12 protein-coding genes and 1 tRNA gene are annotated in these 20,611 nt (G+C 39.7%); all 13 read right to left on the bottom strand.

The features are described from left to right. Nucleotides 1-51: 51 nt before the first annotated feature. The 13 genes from ABS768_RS15620 to ABS768_RS15560 all read right to left on the bottom strand — a co-directional run bounded on the left by ABS768_RS15620 (nt 52) and on the right by ABS768_RS15560 (nt 20,595). Complete coding sequence (locus ABS768_RS15620) at nt 52-5,460, bottom strand: choice-of-anchor L domain-containing protein (RefSeq protein ID WP_408075882.1); 5,409 nt, start codon at nt 5,458-5,460, stop codon at nt 52-54. Between the two features lie 406 nt (nt 5,461-5,866). Further along, nucleotides 5,867-5,940: transfer RNA gene (locus ABS768_RS15615), tRNA-Arg, on the bottom strand. 38 nt (nt 5,941-5,978) lie between these two features. Next, nucleotides 5,979-6,428: a GatB/YqeY domain-containing protein gene (locus ABS768_RS15610; RefSeq protein ID WP_408075881.1), complete on the bottom strand. Its 450-nt coding sequence runs from the start codon at nt 6,426-6,428 to the stop codon at nt 5,979-5,981. A gap of 90 nt (nt 6,429-6,518) precedes the next feature. Beyond that, entirely contained in the window at nt 6,519-8,552 is a 2,034-nt protein-coding gene (gene ftsZ, locus ABS768_RS15605; RefSeq protein WP_408075880.1) for a cell division protein FtsZ, read from the bottom strand. 13 nt (nt 8,553-8,565) lie between these two features. After that, nucleotides 8,566-9,957: a cell division protein FtsA gene (ftsA, locus tag ABS768_RS15600; RefSeq protein ID WP_408075879.1), complete on the bottom strand. Its 1,392-nt coding sequence runs from the start codon at nt 9,955-9,957 to the stop codon at nt 8,566-8,568. Between the two features lie 3 nt (nt 9,958-9,960). After that, entirely contained in the window at nt 9,961-10,683 is a 723-nt protein-coding gene (locus tag ABS768_RS15595; protein ID WP_408075878.1) for a cell division protein FtsQ/DivIB, read from the bottom strand. Continuing rightward, a complete protein-coding gene (murC, locus tag ABS768_RS15590; protein WP_408075877.1) occupies nt 10,670-12,022 on the bottom strand; it encodes a UDP-N-acetylmuramate--L-alanine ligase in 1,353 nt (450 codons plus the stop codon). Before murC ends, ABS768_RS15595 begins: the two co-directional genes overlap by 14 nt. Nucleotides 12,023-12,035: 13 nt before the next feature. Next, nucleotides 12,036-13,127 carry an undecaprenyldiphospho-muramoylpentapeptide beta-N-acetylglucosaminyltransferase gene (gene murG, locus ABS768_RS15585; RefSeq protein ID WP_408075876.1) on the bottom strand — a complete coding sequence of 364 codons (1,092 nt, stop codon included), beginning with the start codon at nt 13,125-13,127 and terminating at the stop codon, nt 12,036-12,038. Nucleotides 13,128-13,166: 39 nt separating this feature from the next. Further along, entirely contained in the window at nt 13,167-14,462 is a 1,296-nt protein-coding gene (locus tag ABS768_RS15580) for an FtsW/RodA/SpoVE family cell cycle protein (RefSeq protein WP_408075875.1), read from the bottom strand. Between the two features lie 91 nt (nt 14,463-14,553). Beyond that, nucleotides 14,554-15,885: a UDP-N-acetylmuramoyl-L-alanine--D-glutamate ligase gene (gene murD, locus ABS768_RS15575; RefSeq protein WP_408075874.1), complete on the bottom strand. Its 1,332-nt coding sequence runs from the start codon at nt 15,883-15,885 to the stop codon at nt 14,554-14,556. Between the two features lies 1 nt (nt 15,886). Then, nucleotides 15,887-17,113, bottom strand: coding sequence for a phospho-N-acetylmuramoyl-pentapeptide-transferase (gene mraY, locus ABS768_RS15570; RefSeq protein ID WP_408075873.1), 1,227 nt, complete (start codon nt 17,111-17,113; stop codon nt 15,887-15,889). 9 nt (nt 17,114-17,122) lie between these two features. Then, nucleotides 17,123-18,589, bottom strand: coding sequence for a UDP-N-acetylmuramoyl-L-alanyl-D-glutamate--2,6-diaminopimelate ligase (locus tag ABS768_RS15565; protein ID WP_408075872.1), 1,467 nt, complete (start codon nt 18,587-18,589; stop codon nt 17,123-17,125). Then, nucleotides 18,586-20,595, bottom strand: a complete 2,010-nt coding sequence (locus ABS768_RS15560; protein WP_408075871.1) for a penicillin-binding protein — start codon at nt 20,593-20,595, stop codon at nt 18,586-18,588. The genes ABS768_RS15565 and ABS768_RS15560 overlap by 4 nt, the downstream gene beginning before the upstream one ends. Nucleotides 20,596-20,611: the final 16 nt, after the last annotated feature.

Genomic DNA, 20,611 nt, shown 5'->3' with positions numbered 1-20,611 from the left:
CCGGGGAACCCTGTAAAGGGTTCCGCAGCCTGTTTGCCTTTAAATTTATTCTTAGTTCTCCTCTCTGTTAATGTAAATCCAACCGGTTTTATTATCACCATTTACACGCTCAATAGCATAATAGTAAGTACCTGTTGGCAGCTCTTTACCATTATCACTTTGTCCATACCATTCATCGATATAGTTAGACTTGCTGTAAACTTCTTCACCATAACGGTTAAAGATGCTTAGTTTAGATACATTAAATCCTGTAAGGTCGAAGTTATCGTTCATTGTATCCCCGTTTGGAGAGATACCTTTTTGAATCATACAATTTGGATTCTCTACCTCGTATTCCATAACAAACGGACAAGCTTCATCATACTCTGTAGGAGTTATAGTTACCTGATAAGCACCCTGCATAGTTGCTACAGCATTAGTCTCTGTTGTTAGTGTAGCCCCGGTTGGGTCAAACCACTCAAACATTACATTAGCACTACTATAAGTACCGTCCAGGAAGTTAACCTGAAGTACAAATTCATTGTTTATACAATCTCCGGTTACTTCAAATTGAGGAGCAGGAACCACAGTCACCATAAAGCTGCTCTCGTCAGAACATTCAGTACCAGGAACCTGAGCGAAGATGTAAACAGTTTGATCTGTTGTTATTTCATCACCCACAGCAAGCATATCGCCTGTTGCACCGGCACCAGTATAATAGTTATTATTTTCGCTTAATGCAGGAAGCACATAAGCACCACATGACGTTAAATCTTCTATCATATCTGCTACAGGCATTTCAACTAAAGTCACCTGTATTGCAGCAGTACTTAAACAACCATTATTATTTACAGTCACTTCATAAACACCACCCTCAGTAACAGTGATACTTGCTGTAGTATCTGCTAATCCTTCATCATTACGAGTCCAGCTTATTGTTACATCGGCTAAATCAAAATCAACCGGAGTTACTGTAATTGTTCCTGACGTTCCTTCACATATAGAGAAATCATCAGTCACTGTAAATTGTGGCGGATTATCTTCTACAACAACGTTAAACGGTTTTACAGAAACACATCCGGTAACAAGACCTTCAACTCTTGCGAATAATGGCTGACCAAACTGAACTGTATTTGTAAATGAAGCATCTACTGCATTCTCCTCTGCTAATGCATCTTCTTCTGTAAGGTAATAAGTAACCTCATAATCAGCCGCATTGAAACCAGCAAGAATTACCGCTTCATTTTGTGTTAAATCAAAAGTATCGAACCCTGAGCTATCGCAGGCAAATAAGTCTATTGCTTCATTAACCGAAGGGAAGTATTCTATTACTACAGAATCATTACCTATACATGTTGACGATAAATATGTAGCACTAATGGTATATGTACCAGGTTCTGTAATCACAACTGAAGTACCTGTCTCTTCCAATTCAGTTTCAACACCATTCGCATCTGTATGAGTCCAGATTATTTCATAATCTTCAGGGTCTAGACCAGAATCCAGCACATATTCCCCTCCTTCACATAATGCATTACCGTTATCTACAAGTAAGTCATCTCCAAGATTGATCTGACCGATATCAAACGGACCGATGAATACTGCAGAGTCCATTGAGTTATCATTTCTGTCTGCAATTACAAGTTTAATATGGTAAGTATTACCCATAACAACATCTGCCTGAGCAGCCATTAATACAGTATTACCATTATAATTGATTGGAGCAGACATATCTCCTAATTCATAGTAACTATCAAAATAATTAACATTTGCATCACCACAACCAGAGTTGTACATGCTATTCCTGATTGTTACAACCGAAACAGGAATATCTGTACCCGGAATTACCGCAAGGTTCTCTGTTGGGGTACCATTCGTAACATCTGTAAGGAAGAAAGCAAACGCATCTGAGAAAGAACACTGGTATGTACCATACTCTTCAGAAGCAAATACAAATGGGAAACTAATATGATTAGTTAACGGAACAAAGTCGAACTCAAGAACAGTAGCATCGTTATAACTCCATAAATCAGGATCGATACCAGAATTTACGATATAATTATATAAATCATCATCACCTGGCCAGAAACCTTCACTTAGGGTATTTGTATTAGGACCAGGAGAACTCATAGCGTTACCAGTTGCAAGGATAACACCCTTCTGCATTGGGAAACCAGACATACCTTTATCAAACATTGCAATACCATTTTCACCGCCCCAGTCGTTTGAAGTACCTGTAGACCATGAAATATTACTTACCTGAGCACATTCTGAAGTAATAAGTACCTCTGTTACAATTTCTTCTACAGAATAAGTTGTATTATCAGCAATAATTGATGCCGGAGTTAACACACAAAGTTCAAATGAAGTTGGTGCTGTAGGATTATTAAGATAATCAGCAAACACCTGTATATAATAAGTTTCACCAGGTGTAAGACCAGATACTGTTGTTGCAGTATCATAACCACAGTAAATATCTGTTAATGCATCACAGTCGGCACCTTCATAAATATTCATATAGTAATAACCGCCTTCCATATTATTAATAGAAACAGAATGTGTAGCTTCTGTAGCAGTAAATGAATACCAAACATCATAAGCAGGCGCCTGCCAGTTACAGCTAGCCATAGTTCCAGAAGAGTTTGCACCTGTTACAGTACCCGTAACACTTTCAATACAGTCTACACCCGGGTTAACCGGTGCTTCTGTAGCATTAGCACAATCGTTATTTTCAATAGCAGTTGTGAAGGCAAATGGACCAGACCACGTGCTGTAGCCGTCTTCGTCTCCACAGTTTGCTCTTACATAGAATACATAAGGAGTCCCTGACTGAAGATTTTCTGCAAGGTATGGATTATCTGTAATAACCTCACCCGCTTCAGTTGGTTCAGGTGAACCATAAGGAAGTACCCATATCTCCCATGTAGTTGCAGTACCCATTTCATCCCAACCTAATAAAGCTGAGTTAAGCTGTAAATCAGTAGCTGTTAGGTTTTGTGGTTTAGGACATGGTGGCGGATCACAAGATACCGGACCTTCAATAACAACTGTACCTTGAGTCTCTGTACCAGGAGTCATGGTATAAACATCTTCAGCAAACGGGCTGTAAATTACAAGACCTTTCTCATAATCATCCCATCCACCTACATTCCAAAATACTTCAATCTCAACATCAGGACATAATGGAATTTCAACAGTACCTGAGTAACCCCAGGTAAATGTATCACCAATAGTTGCTACAGGAACACCTCCCTGAGAAACGGTCATAGTGTTACTTTCCCATCCCCAACCATTAACACTGGTCATTTCAAATACAAAAGTACACTTGTCTTCAGGATTACAAACCTCGGTATTAAAGGCAAACGGGCCTGCCCATCCACTGTTTTCAGTGTCAGAACAAACATATCTTACATAATATTCATAGTTTGTTGCAGCTTCTAAGCCATCTGCAGTTACAGGGTTTTCTGTAGTAGAAGTACCCTCTGTAGCATCAGTAGGAGCATCACCTCCTGCTTCAACAATATAATAATCCCACTCACCTGTTTCTGTTCCTAGCCAGCTTAAATCTGCAGTAGTCATAGTTTCGTTAGAAACCGCTAAGCTAGTTGGAGGAACACACATAGGAGTGTCACAGTTTACTGTTTCAGAATAAAGTAAAGTACCCGATGTACCTTCACCTATTGCTTTTTCATATATAATTTGATCAAATGAGTTTCTTATAGCTATACCAATATCGCTAGACCATCCGCCTACATTCCAAAATAAATCTACAGGCATCCCATTACACACCTGTACCTCTACTTCTACAGGACCTGTACCATCTTCCCAGGTAAAATCAGGACCAAGAACAGCAAGTGTAACTCCGTTTTGAGAAACATTCATTGTATTATCATCAAAACCTCCCCATTGAGAAGTCATTATAAATGTAAGTGTACACTGATCTTCAACTTCACATACCATTGTATTGAACAGGTAAGGACCAGCCCAAGCACTAAATGTACCGTCACCGCAATCAGCTCTTACATAATACTCATAAGGAGTAGCTGCCGTTAAACCTGAAACAGGGAAGTTTGTATTAGAGTCGGCAGTAGTACCAGCACCTGGCGGAACACCTGACCCCGGTGCCTGTACAACATATTCCCATGATGTAGCAGTTCCCATTTCATCCCATGAAAGATCTACTGATGTTAAACCAATATTGGTTGTAGGCAACCCAACCGGCTTTTCACAATGCACCTCCTGAATAAGTAAGGTATATGGAGTAGCCTGAGGAGAGGCATATGTAGATATAACAAAATAATAAGTTGTTCCAGCTGTTACAGCAAAATTTGGTATAGATGCCGGAATTTCATTCCAGTCATAATAAGCACCATCTAAACAGTTTACACCTATATCATCACAAGAACTATAAATAAATATTCCGGAATACTGAAGTACATCTGTAAGGTCTACGCTAATAGTACCATCTGCCGGAGCAGTATAAGAGTAAACCACATCGTCACCACTTAAATATGCACTCCACTCATTAGGCACACAGCTTAATCCAGGTATTCCATCATAATCATCACCATAGTTAGATGTGTTATCTGTAGTTGAAAACGGCAGTGAAGTAATTTCAAGAGGTGCAGCACAAGTATCTCCTAAGCCTACAGTACTAAAAAAGTACGGACCAGCCCACTCACTCTCGTTAACACCTTCTTCACAAACAGATTTCACATAAAATTTATAATCTGTATCCTCAATCAAAGTAGTAGGATCATATTCAGCTGTACCAGTAACACTTACACCTGTACCTGTAGCTGCATCATCAACAGGAAGAACTTCAACCTCCCAAGCTGTCGATGCTCCTGCATCCCAAGTTAAATGAGCACTGTTAAGCCCCATATCTTCTGCCATAAGATTTTCCGGCACAAGACACTCTTCTACAACAGTAACATTATCCACTAACCAACGATCTGCATTATTACCTTCCATTACGAAAGCAATATACACGTTTGTACCGGCAGCAAAACTTGAAAGTGATACAACCACTTCGTTATACTCTGTCTGAACAGGATTAAGATCAAGCTCTTCCCATTCAACTACCTCAGTATAAGCATCTAAATCTGAAGCATCAGTACTAGTAGATACCATTATACGATACAAACCTCCGTTATCTCCATTAAGAGTTAACCTCGAGAAAAAACGTAATTGAGCATTTGCAGGAAGAGATACTGATGGTGTAACTAACCAATCCTGAGGAGTATCGTTCCCAGGCATTGCAGTTTCCCTATCAACAAAAGCAGCATAAGTACCCTCATAAGGAGGATAAAAAGTATTAAGAGGATCTGTGTGTTTCCAAGATTGCACCAATCCCGACCCATTGTTGTAAATTCCCCAGCCTGTAGGTGGCCAGGTACCCTCAAACCCTTCTTGGGCAAGTTGCGAGTAACCGCTCGTCGCCGCTAAGAGCATGAAAAGCAATAGCGTAATTTTTTTCATATTAAATATTTTAGCAGTTTGTTTAACAACTTCGAAAATACTAAAATTTTAAATGATAAAAATTTAACACTATGTTTATTTTGCGTTTTTTGTTAAAAAAAACAAAATAACACCGTGATGTTATAATTTTATTTGTTTTATCCTTTTTTAAACAAAACATATATTTTCCATAAAAAAAGAGACGAATTTTTACTTTTTAACACAAAAGAAGAAGTTTTACTACTTATCTCTCAACAACACAAAAAGGATAAAATCTTACAAAAAAAATGCTAAAAAATATAGATTCAACAATAATGCAAACAAATTGACTTCTAAAAGTTAAGCAAATAAAAACAGAAACTGTTTAAAAGAAATACAGAACAAAAAAAGCATCACCGATTTATAAATCAATGATGCTAATTTAAAGTGACCGCGGAGGGGTTCGAACCCCCAACCCTCAGAGCCGAAATCTGATATTCTATCCAGTTGAACTACGCGGCCTACCAAAAAATTATATGCAATATATAAATTGCTTTATTTTAAGAAAGAAGCCTTTTAACAACAGATGATATAGTTTTACCATCTGCCGAACCGGCAAGCTCTTTAGTAGCGGCTCCCATAGTTTTCCCCATATCTGCCATACCAGAGAAACCGTTAGCCTCTATAATAGCCTTAACTTTAGCTTCAACCTCCTCTTCAGTTAACTGAGCCGGCAAGAACTGCTCAATAATAGCTGCCTGGTCAAGTTCTGGCTTAGCAAGGTCTTCCCTGCCCTGCTCTATATATATAGCTGCGCTGTCTTTTCTTTGCTTAACCAGCTTTTGTAAAAGTTTAATTTCCTCTTCCTGAGCTACATCTTCTTTAGCACCGCTCTCAGTTTGAGCCAGTAATAAAGCCGATTTAACAGCTCTAAGCGCTTCTAACGCTACTGTATCTTTTGCCTTCATGGCTGTTTTCATGGCGTCCATGATTTCCGTTTGTAAACTCATAAGTACAGGTTTTTAAATGTGATGCGAATATAAAAAATTAACCCGAAAGTTATTAAGGCTTTCGGGTTAAAGAATCACATTTGGGTTAGTTTAATCTACATTGTCGTGAAGGAAAGAATTGTTAGAACGTAGCTGTAAATCATCATTACTGTCTGTTCCTAACGAAAACCTTGACTTGCTGTTATCTGCCTTAGAGGCATCCAGGTCAATTCCCATCCTTTTGTAAGCAGGTTCTTTTTCAATTTCATCAATCTTTGCAGAACTGTTGTGGAATTTATAATTAAACTCCTTCATTTTCTTTCTGCGTTCCTCTGCTCTTAACCTTAAAGTTTCCTCAATAGTCATCTCTACCGGAGAAAGCTCATTGAAGCTCTGCTGTGGTTTAGCCGGCTCTTCAGTTTTCTTAAGCGTTATATTAAGCGACTCTTCAACAGGCTCTTCTTTTACTTTATCCTGAGGTTTAGATTCCAGCAGTTCGTTTTCTTTTTCCAGATATTCCTCTAAAGAATACCTTACAACACCGCTTTCGTTAACCTCGGTCATAGGAACTACCTGTACCGGATCTTTAACCTGTATTTCCTTTACTTCCTCATCAAGAGAAAAAAGTGTTTTTTGCTCTTTTGGCTCTTCCCTTCTTATATTTTCTGTATTATTAAGGTCGAAAGAGAAGCTTATCTGCTCTTCTTTAGGAGCCACTACAAACTCAGGGTCTACAACCTCAATATCTCTTATATCCCTTACTTTGGTTTTAGCCTCAACAATTTCGGGCTCAAAAGCCTTTGGTTGCTCTTTTTGTGGCGAAACTATCTCAAAGAACACATCAAGATTATTAATGTAATCAGTAGTAGGAACCAGTTCGTTCTCCACCTCTGTATTAGTTTCGGCTACAGGTTGTGACACCTGAAATTCTTCCTCTTCATCATCCTCCAGTGTAAAAACGACCTTTTTTTCTTCCTGAGGCTCTTCAGCTTTCACTTCCTTCTCAACTTCTGCTTTCTCTTCAATAGCAGGTTCAGGCTTTGTAGCAAAGTCAAAAGACGACATTACCGACCTTTGGTTTAGTTCACTTTCAAGCTTTTGCTCTTCTTCAAGTGCATGGATAATCTTTTTAGGCTCGGTATTTACTATCTCGTTTTGCTGCTCCACATTAAAACCTGTAGCAATAATGGTTACAGAGATAGCTTCCCCTAAAGACTCGTCTTCACCAACACCCATAATAATGTTAGCATTGTAACCTGCCTCAGTCTGGATGTGATCGTTAATCTCACCTATCTCATCAATAGTTATCTCATTAGTACCCGAAACGATTAGCAATAGTACGTTTTTAGCACCTGTAATTTTATTATCATTAAGCAGCGGAGAATCTAATGCATCTACAATAGCATCTTTAGCACGGCTTTCGCCTGATGATACTGCCGACCCCATTATTGCCGTACCGCTGTTTGCCAATACTGTTTTGGCATCCTTAAGGTCAATATTTTGAGTATAGTGATGTGTAATTACCTCTGCAATACCTCTTGAGGCCGTAGCTAACACCTCGTCGGCTTTAGAGAACCCTGCCTTAAAGCCAAGGTTACCATATACTTCTCTTAATTTATTATTATTGATAACGATTAAAGAATCTACCTGCTTTCGAAGTCTTTCAACTCCAAGCATGGCTTGTTCTGAGCGCACTTTACCCTCAAACTGGAATGGTATGGTAACAATACCCACAGTAAGCACATCTCGCTCTTTGGCAAGTTTTGCGATTACCGGAGCAGCACCTGTACCGGTACCACCACCCATACCTGCTGTAATAAATACCATTTTGGTATTAGTATCAAGCATTTTTTCTATTTCCTCAATACTCTCTAAAGCAGACTGCTGTCCTACTTCCGGGTTAGCCCCTGCCCCAAGACCTTCGGTAAGGCTTACACCTAACTGTATCTTGTTTGGAACTGTACTGTTTTGCAGTGCCTGAGAATCAGTATTACACACTACAAAATCTACTCCCTTGATTCCCTGTTTAAACATGTAATTGATAGCGTTGCTTCCGCCACCGCCTACACCAATTACCTTGATTACGTTTGACTGGTTCTTTGGTAAATCAAACGAAATGCTTCCAAATTCTTCATTGCTCATCATAATCAACCGGGTTTTACTCTGCGTTATCTAAAAATTCTTTAATCCTATCTATATATTTATCAAAAAACGACTTCTTAACTTTTCTCTCTGTTGAGTCGTCACTGCTCTTCTCTTTGCCTTCATTTTCAACCGACACCTCTTCCATTTCCTGAACCGGTGCTGTAACGGTTGCCTGTACATTTACCTCTGGCTGTTTTACCGGTTCCGGCTCCCTAACTTCACCTATTGGTGTTGCACTGCGTGTGTTGTTTCTCAAACTATTCATTACAAGACCTACTGCCGTAGCATAAAGTGGACTTGATATTTCCTCGTCTGAATTCCCTGCAAGGTGCTCGTTAGGATATCCAATTCTGGTATCCATACCTGTTATGTACTCTACTAGTTGCTTAATATGCTTAAGCTGAGAACCACCACCTGTTAACACTATACCTGCTATCAGTTTTTTGCGCGGATCTTCGTGCCCGTAAGCCTTAATCTCTGCAAATACCTGTTCTATAATCTCCACTACTCTGGCATGGATAACTTTAGAAAGGTTTTTTAGTGAAATCTCTTTTGGCTCTCTCCCCCTTAAACCAGGTATGGAAACAATCTCATTATCCTTGTTTTCACCCGGCCAGGCCGAACCAAATTTTATTTTAAGCAATTCTGCCTGCTTCTCTATAATAGAGCAGCCCTCTTTTATATCCTCTGTTATTACGTTTCCGCCAAATGGCACTACTGCCGTGTGGCGAATTATTCCGTCTTTAAATATGGCAAGATCTGTTGTACCACCCCCTATATCAATAAGCGCTACACCTGCCTCTTTCTCTTCCTGACTTAAAACTGCATCAGCAGAAGCCAATGGCTCCAATGTTAAACCTGAAAGATCTAATCCCGAACTCTTAATACACCTGCCCACATTCCTTATGGAAGAAGCCTGCCCTACCACTACATGGAAACTAGACTCCAGCCTGCCACCATACATACCAATAGGCTCTTTTATCTCTGTTTGTCCGTCTATTTTAAATTCCTGCGGCAATACATGGATAATTTCCTCTCCCGGCAGCATAGCCAGTTTGTGCACCTGGTTTATTAAAAGGTCGATATCTGCATCACCAATTACCTCTTCAGGATTATGCCTGCTGATATAATCACTATGCTGAATACTCCTTATGTGCTGGCCGGCAATACCCACCACCACATCGTTTATTTTATATCCGCTATCTGCCTCAGCTTCCTGTACGGCCTGCTGTATAGACTGGATAGTTTGTGTAATATTATTAACAACTCCTCTGGCAACACCAAGGCTTTTGGATTTACCAACACCCAAAATTTCAAGCTTTCCGTACTCATTTCTTTTACCTATCATGGCAACAATCTTTGTTGTCCCGATATCCAGACCTACTGCAATGTTATCTTTTTCCATATCCTAATTTTTGGTGCACACAACCTGTTGTGTAAATTTCAGATTTATCGTTTTGTAATTCTCTATCAATGTATCCTTCACTGCATTTTGAAAAAATGCCTTATAATTATTAAACTTCTTCTCTACATTTACCATCCTGCCAAAAAGTATCACATAATTATAATTGCGATTCATCATTTTTAGCGATCCGTTTGGCGTTACTTCTATCCCAATGATATTCTTCCTTAAAAAAGCATCATCATAAATATATCTAACTAACGAATAAAGCTTACTTTTATCAACGACGTTAAGGGCTCCGTTTAACAACAAAACCCTGGCGGTTGAATTCTCAGATAACGGCATTTCAGCCCCCTTGTAATCAATGTAGTACGACTCTCCCCCTTCATAAACCCTTGCTACAGGAACCCTTTGCCTTACAACAGCCTTCAGCCTGCCGTCTACCGTGGCAAACACCTCCGCATCGTCAATCATAGGATTGGATTCGAGTCTTTTCTCCACGCTATTCAAATCTAATTTTTCTTTCGTTATGCTCGCAACACTGTTAAAATTTTGTATCAACAACTTATTAACTTTCTCCGGGGTAATAAACTCCTCAGTATCCGCAAATTCTACGTCGGCAGCCACAAAATGCCTGCTTTCGTTCCTTTTTGAAGAGAAGGAATAAAGGAAAATAACCACTCCCGCGATTACAAAAAGCCTTATATTATCCCAGTTAATTTTTTTCATCAAGCACCTTTTTTATTTCCGGAACTATCTCCCCAATATCACCCGCCCCAATGGTAATAACCACATCGGCATCAGTAATCTTCAAAAACGGAATCACATCCTTTTTTGAAATCAGTTTTTTGTTTGGATTCTCTATTTTGTCCAATAGCCATTTTGAAGTTACACCTTCAATAGGCAGTTCCCTTGCCGGATAAATATCCAACAGTACTATATTTTTAAAAGCTGAAAGGCTCTTAGCAAAACCATCTATAAAATCTCTTGTACGGCTAAACAAATGCGGCTGAAATATTGCCAGTACTTTTTTGTTAGGGTACAGTTCGCTTACTGCCTGATGCACAGCATCAATCTCTGTTGGGTGGTGTGCATAGTCGTCTATATATACCATGTCCGGTTTTTTAACCTGATATGAAAAACGTCTTTTAACACCCTTAAAGCTTTCAAGTGCAGCTTTTATATCACCATCTGCCACGCCGTAGGTTTTAGCCATAGCCAGCGCCATAAGTGCATTGGTAAGGTTATGCCTTCCGGGTAAGGCAAATCGTATATCTGTAATTTTTCCTGATGGTGTTTCGGCATCAAAAACATACCAGCCATTTTGTACCCTTATATTTACCGCATTATAGTCACTACCATTCTCTACACCTACGGTTACTCCTTTAAGCGGAAGATCTTTAGTAACAAACAATTTGGTTTTATCTTCAATCTTATTGGCAAACTCAGTAAACGAAGCCTCTATAGCCGTACTGTCCCCATAAATATCAAGATGATCAGCATCCATAGAGGTTATACACGCCATATTAGGATGCAGATGAAGAAATGAACGGTCAAACTCATCAGCCTCGGCTACCGTTACGGTTTTACCCTCACCAATTACGTTAGAGTTATAGCCTTCTACAATACCACCTAAAAATGCGGTAACATCCACCTTGCTTTCATACAATACGTGTCCCAGTATGCTCGATGTAGTAGTTTTACCATGTGTACCCGCTACTGCAAAGCAGTAAGTACCTTTGGTAATTATACCTAAAACCTCGGCTCTTTTCTTAACTACAAAACCGTTTTTTAGGAAGTAGTTCCACTGGAAGTGCTCTTTAGGTACTGCCGGAGTAACCACAACCAAAGTATTGCTCTTATTAAGAAACGGAAGATCTATAAGTGCTATACTGTCATTAAAATGAACACGTATTCCGTTTCTCTTAAGCTCATCGGTAAGCTGTGTTGAAGTACGGTCGTACCCCGCAACATTTTTACCTATAGATTTAAAATAGCGGGCAAGGGCACTCATACCTATACCTCCTATACCTATAAAATAAACGTTATGTATCTGGTTTAAATCCATATATGCTTAAGCGCTACTTAATCAGTTTTATAATTTCTTCTACTATATCTTTTGTGGCGTTTACCTTAGCCAGTTTTTTTATATTTTCACTTAGCTCCTGCTGTTGTCCATTATTGGCAAGCAGCGCTGAAAATGTACTTTCAAATTCAGTATCAAGCTGTGATTCCTTTAAAAGCAGTGCCCCGCCTTTACTCACAACAGCCTGTGCATTTTTGGTTTGATGATCCTCTGCCACATTTGGCGAAGGAATAAACACTACCGGCTTACCTACAATACACAGCTCTGACACGGATGATGCTCCCGAACGTGATATAATCATATCGGCTGCGGCATATACCAAATCCATCCTGTCTACAAACGACATTACATGAACCTGCTTACCATCGTGATAATGCCTGTATTCCTCAAAATACAACCTGCCACATTGCCACAACACCTGTACTCCCTGCTCCAGCAACCAGCCCAACTCTTTTGCTATTAGTTGGTTTATGCGTCTTGACCCTAAGCTCCCGCCTAAAATCAGGAGTGTTTTTTTATTTGGGTCAAGCTCAAAATGTTGTATCGCCTCTTCCCTTTTATTTTCCACACTAATCAAATCCTGCCTTACAGGGTTACCTGTAAATACAATTTTTGAAGCCGGAAAGAACCTGTCGAGCTTATCATAAGCAACACAAATTGCGTTAGCCTTTTTAGATAGCCATTTGTTGGTAATACCCGGATAGGAATTTTGCTCCTGTATCACTGTAGGCACTCCCATAGACTCTGCCGCCCTTAATAACGGACCACTGGCAAAACCTCCGGTTCCTATAGCCACATCAGGTTTAAACCCCCTTATAATTTTTCTTGATCTAAACAGGCTGTTTAAAAGCTTTACTGGAAACAGGGCATTATCAAGCGTAACCCTTCTTTGTATCCCTGCTATCCACAAGCCTTTTATTTTGTATCCTGCCTGCGGTACTTTTTGCATCTCCATTTTATCCTGCGCACCAACAAAAAGTATTTCACAATCAGGGAAACGTGTTTTTAACTCATTTGCAATGGCAATGGCAGGATAGATGTGTCCTCCTGTGCCTCCTCCGCTCAATATGAATCGTTTTGCTGCCATTGTTATTTTATATTATTCTTTTTTTCTTCGTTTTATATATCAGGGTTTACCCATTACTGCATGCATCGGATTTTTTGTTCCGTCCTCTATCGAGTATGCTGCCGATGTTTCTGTATCTTCAGCTTCCTCCTCCATGTGCTTGTCTATCATTCGTTGCAGGGCGGCTTCACGCTCTTCCTTCTCCAGTCTTTCCTGCTCTACCTCCTCATCTTTTTTGGTTACGCTTAGTATAATACCCACCGCAACGCAGGTCATCCAGATGGAACTACCACCACTACTGATAAGCGGAAGTGTTTGCCCGGTTACAGGCAGCAGCTCTACCGCTACCCCCATATTGATAAGTGCCTGAAATATTATAGGGAACCCAAGCCCTACAATGAGCAGCTTACCAAACAGTGTTTTTGCTTTATGTGCCGAAACCAGAAACCTGAAGAACAGCATAAGATACAGGAACAGCACCCCGATTCCGCCTAACAATCCGTACTCTTCCACAATGATTGCGAAAATAAAGTCGGAAGATGACTGAGGCAAAAAGTTCTTCTGTACACTTTTACCCGGCCCAAGCCCGTAAACCTTACCGGTTGCTATAGCGATTTTTGCTTTCTCAATCTGGTAATCATCCTCACTTGGTTCATCAGAGGTAAATCTTTCAATCCTCGATATCCATGTATCCACCCTGTTAGGCATAGCCTTTGGAAATGCCTTAGCAAACGTTATAAAGAACAGAAGCATAAATATTCCCATCCCTATTACCGTACCCAGATATTTTAACGGATACTTACCCACAAATACCAGCATACAAATCATACTGAATATTAATGCGGTAGTAGAAAAGTTTGCCGGAAGTATTAGTGCCAGCACTATAAATACCGGAATCCACAACTCAATGAACGACGATTTGAAGGTTATTTCTTTCCCTTCAATCTTAGCAAGGTACCTCGCCACATATACCATTAGCACTATCGAAGCTAAGGCCGATGTTTGAAAGGTTACCCCAACAAAAGGCACTTTTATCCAGCGGCTTGCATTAGCCCCGTCTATAACCGTACCCTGAAAAAAGGTATACACCAGCAACAGCGCCACTATAGGCAACAGTATCTTGGATAACCCTTTATAGTAATGATAAGGCACTTTGTGTACAAAATAAATAAGGGTAAAACCTATAAAAATATGCACCAGGTGCTTAACCAGATAACCTATGGTAGACCCCTTACCGATTACATATACAAGGTTTGCACTTGCACTGAAAACCGGCATGAATGATATAAGGGCCAGTAGTACTACAAACGACCAGATCCCCTTATCTCCCTTTAGGCTATTGATTAATTCTTTCATCTTTACTCATTTTTGTCATCCTGACGAAGGAAGGATCTCTACAGATTCTTCGGCTTCATTACATTCCGCTCAGAATGACACCAGTTACTTACTATAAATTTTGCACGGCAGCCTTAAACTGCTTTCCGCGCTCTTCATAATTTTCAAAAAGATCAAAGCTTGCACATGCCGGAGACAGTAAAACCGTATCTCCTTTCTCTGCAAGGCTTTGTGCTATTTTCACTGCCTCAGTCATACTAGTGGTTTCAACCATCACGTCTACCACATTGCTGAAGGCATTCATAATTTTATGATTATCTACACCAAGGCATACAATAGCCTTAACTTTTTCTCTTACCAGCGACATCAGTTCGTCGTAGTCGTTACCTTTATCAACACCACCTACAATCCATACTGTAGGAGTAGTCATACTATCCAGTGCAAAAAACGTAGCATTTGTATTAGTCGCTTTAGAATCGTTTATATACTGAACGTTTTGTATTTTCAATACTTTCTCCAAACGGTGTTCAACCCCCTGAAAATTAGAAAGACTCTCCCTTATGGTATCTTTCCTTATGCGCATAAGCTGCGCTACTGCCGTTGCTGCCATAGCATTTTTTACGTTGTGCTTTCCTTCTAATGATAATTCGTTGATCGGCATAGTAAATTCTTCTTTATTGATGGTTGAAATAATCGTATTGTCTTTTACATAAATCCCCTCTTTTACTTTTCCCGACAGCGAAAAAGGGATGGTTTTCGCTTTGGTTTTATTCTTTTTGAGCCATTTGTTAATCTCTACGTCATCGGCATCATAAATCAGGTAATCATCTTTTGTCTGATTCATGGTGATCCTGAACTTTGCTTCTATATACAGCTCATAATTATATTCATACCTGTCCAAATGATCCGGACTTAAATTTGTTATCACTGCTATGTTAGGACTGTAAGTCTCTATACCGTCCAGCTGAAAACTGCTTAACTCCAGCACATAGCCCTCATGTTTATTTTCCGCAACCTGCCAGGCAAAACTTTTACCTATGTTACCTGCCAGCCCCATGTTTAAACCTCCCTGCCTCATCAGGTAATGCGTTAGCATGGTTGTAGTGGTTTTTCCGTTACTGCCGGTTATACCTATAGTTTTATAATCCATAAACTTATAGGCAAACTCAATTTCAGATATTACAGGAATACCTTTCTTTTTAAGCAGCTTTACAATGGGCGACTTATCCGGGATACCTGGGCTTTTCATCACCACATCGGCATTAAGAATTAGCTCTTCCGTGTGCTTCTCCTCTTCCCACTCCAGTTTATTAAGTGCAAGAACTTCTTTATAGTTGTTTTTTATTTTCCCGAAATCAGACACAAACACGTCATATCCTTTTTTCTTTCCGAGAATTGCGGTTCCTACCCCGCTTTCTCCGCCGCCTAAAACTACTAACCTCATACTACCTTAGTTTTAATGAAACCAGTGAGAAAATGGCTAACAGTATTCCCACAATCCAGAAACGGGCAACAATCTTACTTTCATGGTATCCCTTTTTCTGGTAATGATGGTGTAGTGGCGACATCAGGAATATCCGTCGGCCTTCACCATATTTCTTCTTCGTATACTTAAAGTATCCTACCTGCAGTACTACCGAAAGGTTCTCTGCAAGAAAGATCCCGCATAAAATCGGTATCAGTAATTCCTTTCTAACTGCAATAGCCATTACCGCTATTATACCTCCTATGGTAAGACTACCGGTATCTCCCATAAATACCGATGCCGGATAGGTATTGTACCAAAGGAAACCTATTAAAGCCCCTACAAAGGCTGAGATAAACACCGTCATCTCGCCTGAGTTAGGTATATACATTATATTCAGATAATTTGAAAAAATGATATTACCCGAAACGAATGCAAATATCCCAAGGGTGAGCACCGCTATAGCCGATGTTCCTGCAGCGAGCCCGTCTATACCATCGGTAAGGTTAGCTCCGTTAGAGACCGCTGTAACAATAAATATTACCATTGGTATGAATATTAACCATGCATAATTTTTATAGTTATCGCCTGTCCAGGCTAACAATTCGGCATAATCAAACTCATTATTTTTAAAGAACGGGATGGTGGTTGCTGTAGATTTCTCCTCCTGTGCCTTTACGTTAGACTGCACCTGCTCGGTACTGTAAATATTACCTTTAGAAGTATCTGTTCTTACCGTGACTCCCGGATGGAAATACAGTATATATCCCACTATTAGGCCAAGACCAACCTGTCCCACAACTTTAAATCTTCCTTTAAGACCTTCTTTATCTTTTTTGAATATCTTGATATAGTCGTCAATAAACCCGATGGTTCCCATCCAGAGTGTAGTGACTATAAGCAGCATTACATAAATATTATCCAGCTTTGCCAAAAGAATTACCGGAATAAGGGTTGCCATAATGATTATTAATCCACCCATGGTAGGTGTGCCCGCTTTTTGAGCCTGCCCCTCAAGACCAAGTTCCCTTACGGTTTCACCTATTTGCTGTCTTCTTAAAAAGTTGATAATCTTTTTACCGAAAACAGTTGATATAAGCAATGAAAGGATTACTGCCATACCCGAACGGAAGGTAATGTACTGAAACACCCCTGCCCCCGGAACGTCAAAATGTTTGTCTAAATAATCAAATAAATAATACAGCATAAAGAGCGCTTATTTGTTTAGTTCTTTTAAAATTTCCTTTACTATTTGCATATCATCAAAATCATGGCGAACACCTTTAATCTCCTGATAGGTTTCATGTCCTTTGCCCGCTATGAGTATAATGTCGTTCGGTTTAGCCAGTTGGCATGCTATTTTAATAGCCTGCTTTCTTTCTACCACCGAAAGTGTCTTTTTGTAATTTTGAGGCTCTACGCCTTTTTCCATATCCTCTATAATATCTATAGGATCTTCGCTTCGCGGATTGTCCGATGTGAAAATAGCAATATCACTTTTTGATGAAGCTATATGTGCCATTACCGGACGTTTGGTTTTATCCCTGTCTCCGCCACAGCCTACAATAGTTATAAGCTGTTCGTTTCTTGTCCGTATATCCTCTATCGTTTTTAAAACATTGTCAAGTGCATCCGGTGTGTGGGCATAATCAACAATTGCTGTGATTTGTGATGGTCCCGAAACAATAAACTGAAAACGTCCTGAAACACTTTCCAACTCACTCATAAGGCGAAGTACCTCCATATCTTCCAGTCCTAAATTGATAGCCGCCGCATATATAGCCAGTAAGTTGTAAGCATTAAAAGCCCCTATAAGCTTAACCCAAACTTCCTGATCGTTTATTTTTAATAACAGTCCCGAAAACTGGCTTTCCAGTATCTGAGCCCTGTAATCGGCATAGGTTTTTAGCGCATAGGTCAGCTTTTTGGCTACCGTATTCTGTAACATCACCAGTCCGTTCTTATCATCAATATTCGTAAGTGCAAACGCCGATTTCGGCAACTTGTCAAAAAACGACTTTTTCACATCCCTATACTCACTAAACGATTTGTGATAATCCAGGTGATCGTGACTAAGGTTGGTAAAAATACCTCCGGCAAAATGAAGCCCCTCAGTCCTTTTTTGGTGAATACCATGTGAACTCACCTCCATAAAGCAATATTCCACACCTTCTTGCTGCATTTCGCTCAAATAGCGGTTAATGGTTAAAGAGTCGGGTGTAGTATGTGTTGCTTTATATTCCTTATCTCCTACCAATATTTTTACCGTAGAAAGCAATCCTACCTTATAGCCTGCCTTTTTAAACAACTGGTACAGCAATGTTGCTATAGTGGTTTTACCATTTGTACCGGTTATACCAACCAGTTTGAGATTGTTAGACGGGTTACCATAATAGTTAGCTGCCATAAAAGCCAGTGCCTTATGACTGTTTTTTACCAGCACGTAGGTAATATTTTCGCTAAGCTCATCAGGAAATTCCTCACAAACAATAGCTTTTGCACCCAAACTTATAGCCTTATCTATATAATCATGTCCATTAGAAACCGTACCGTTTATGGCAACAAAAACATCTCCCTTACCTATTTGGCGGGAGTCAAACTCAACTTTATTCACAGTAATATCGGTAGAACCCTTTACTGCTTCAAGAGAAGCTTTGTATAATATGTCTTTTAATACCTTCACGACGATAATTCTAATGTTATAATTTGATCCCTTTCATAAGGCTGCCCTGCAGCCACCGATTGTTTTTTTACCTTACCCATACCCTTTACCTCTACCTTAAGCCCCATATTCCCTAAAAGGGCTACCGCATCCATGCCGCTCATACCAACAAGGTTAGGTATGGTATTGTATTTTTTTTGAGCCTTAGTATAGTACGACTCATACTTTTTATCCTGTTGCTCTACTTCCCTGTCAAGATTATCTATCTGGTTAGTAGAAGGCACATCTGTAAATATCTTTTGGGCTATCCTTTTAAATACAGGGCCCGATACATCGGCTCCATAATACCCTTTATAAATACTAGGCTTATGTATAACCACTATACAGGAGTACTTAGGATTATCTGCCGGGAAATAACCTGCAAAAGACGACGAGTAATACATACCGTTATCCTTCCCTTTTCCGCGGCCGTAATTCACCTGAGCCGTTCCTGTTTTACCTGCCATCGAAAAATCTTTTGAATACAGTTTAGAACCTGTACCTTTTTTTACTACGTTTTCCAGTACAGCCTTTACCTTATCAATAGTTTCCTGAGAACATATTTTTGGGTTTAAAACCTCTTTATCAAACTTCTTTATGGTTTTGTTCCACTCTTTTATCTCCTGAACAAAAAGCGGTTTAACCATCTCCCCATCATTTGCCACAGCATTGTAAAGCGATAGTGTTTGCAACGGAGTCATACTCAAACCATAACCAAAAGCCATCCATGGTAGTGATATACCAGACCACGACTTGTCTCCCGGTTGTGGGATTTTTGGCCTTCCTTCACCTTTAATGGAAACTCCCAACCTGTTGTTTAAACCAAAAGCATTAATGTGATCTACAAATTGCTTAGGATTATCTTTATAATTATCATATACCGCCTGAACAAGCACTGTATTTGAAGACAGCTCAAAACCTCTTGCCAGTGATATTTTACCATAACCACCTCTGCGCGAGTCACGTACTTTTCTTTTATAATAAGTCACTATACCATCGTGAGTATCATATACCTCACTGGTATCTACTTTTTTATCTTCAAGCAAGGCAATAAGCGATGCCAACTTAAAAGTAGACCCCGGCTCCTGCGACTCTCCTACAGCATAATTAATAGTTTCGTAATATGAACCGTCAGTCGCCCTACCTAAATTTGAAATAGCCCTTACATAACCGGTTTTGGTTTCCATAACCACCACACAACCATGATCGGCCTCATAATATTCCAACTGCTTTAATAAAGCATGGTGGGCAATATCCTGTATATATACATCTATAGTCGAAACAATATCGCACCCGTCTATAGGCTCTATCTGATTGTTATCTCCTATTGGTTTCCATTGGTTTTTGGCAATCTTCTGCATCATCTGCTTACCATCCTTACCATCAAGGTATTCGGCAAACGCACCTTCAATACCGACTTCACGCTCATTACCACTACTGTCAAGCCTGTCGTAACCTATCGTTCTTTTTGCAATCTTACCTATAGGATGCTCCCTAACGGTACGTTGCTCTGTAATCATACCACCTTTGTACGCCCCAAGGTTAAACAGCGGAAAGCTTTTCACCCTCATATACTGGGTATAACTTAACCCTCTGGCAATAAACAGATACCTGTTATGGTTATTACGCGCCCTTTTAAGGGTATTATAATAATAGGCAGACGGCTTACCAAACATTACCGATAGTGAATCAGACAATGGTTTTAAATACTCCTTAAAGTTTTCACTTTTAGAAGCCATCGCATCAAACCTTATATCATAATTAGGTATTGATGTTGCCAGCAAACTCCCGTCAGACGAGTACACATTACCCCTGTTAGCCGGTATGGTTATTTCCCTAACCGTACGTTTTTGTGCCAGGTCACGGTAATATTCACCTTCAACCCATTGAATATTGGTGAGCTTTACAGCTACAAGAATAGCCATCACAAAAATTGCGAAGGCTACCAGGTATATTCTGTAAGAGATATGTTTATCTTCAGCTCCCATATCTTCAATTTATATT

This window comes from Flavobacterium rhizophilum (genome assembly GCF_046000485.1).
GTDB lineage: Bacteria > Bacteroidota > Bacteroidia > Flavobacteriales > Flavobacteriaceae > Flavobacterium > Flavobacterium rhizophilum.
Note: the sequence above shows the minus strand (reverse complement) of the source record. Positions and strands in the feature narration are given on the sequence as shown.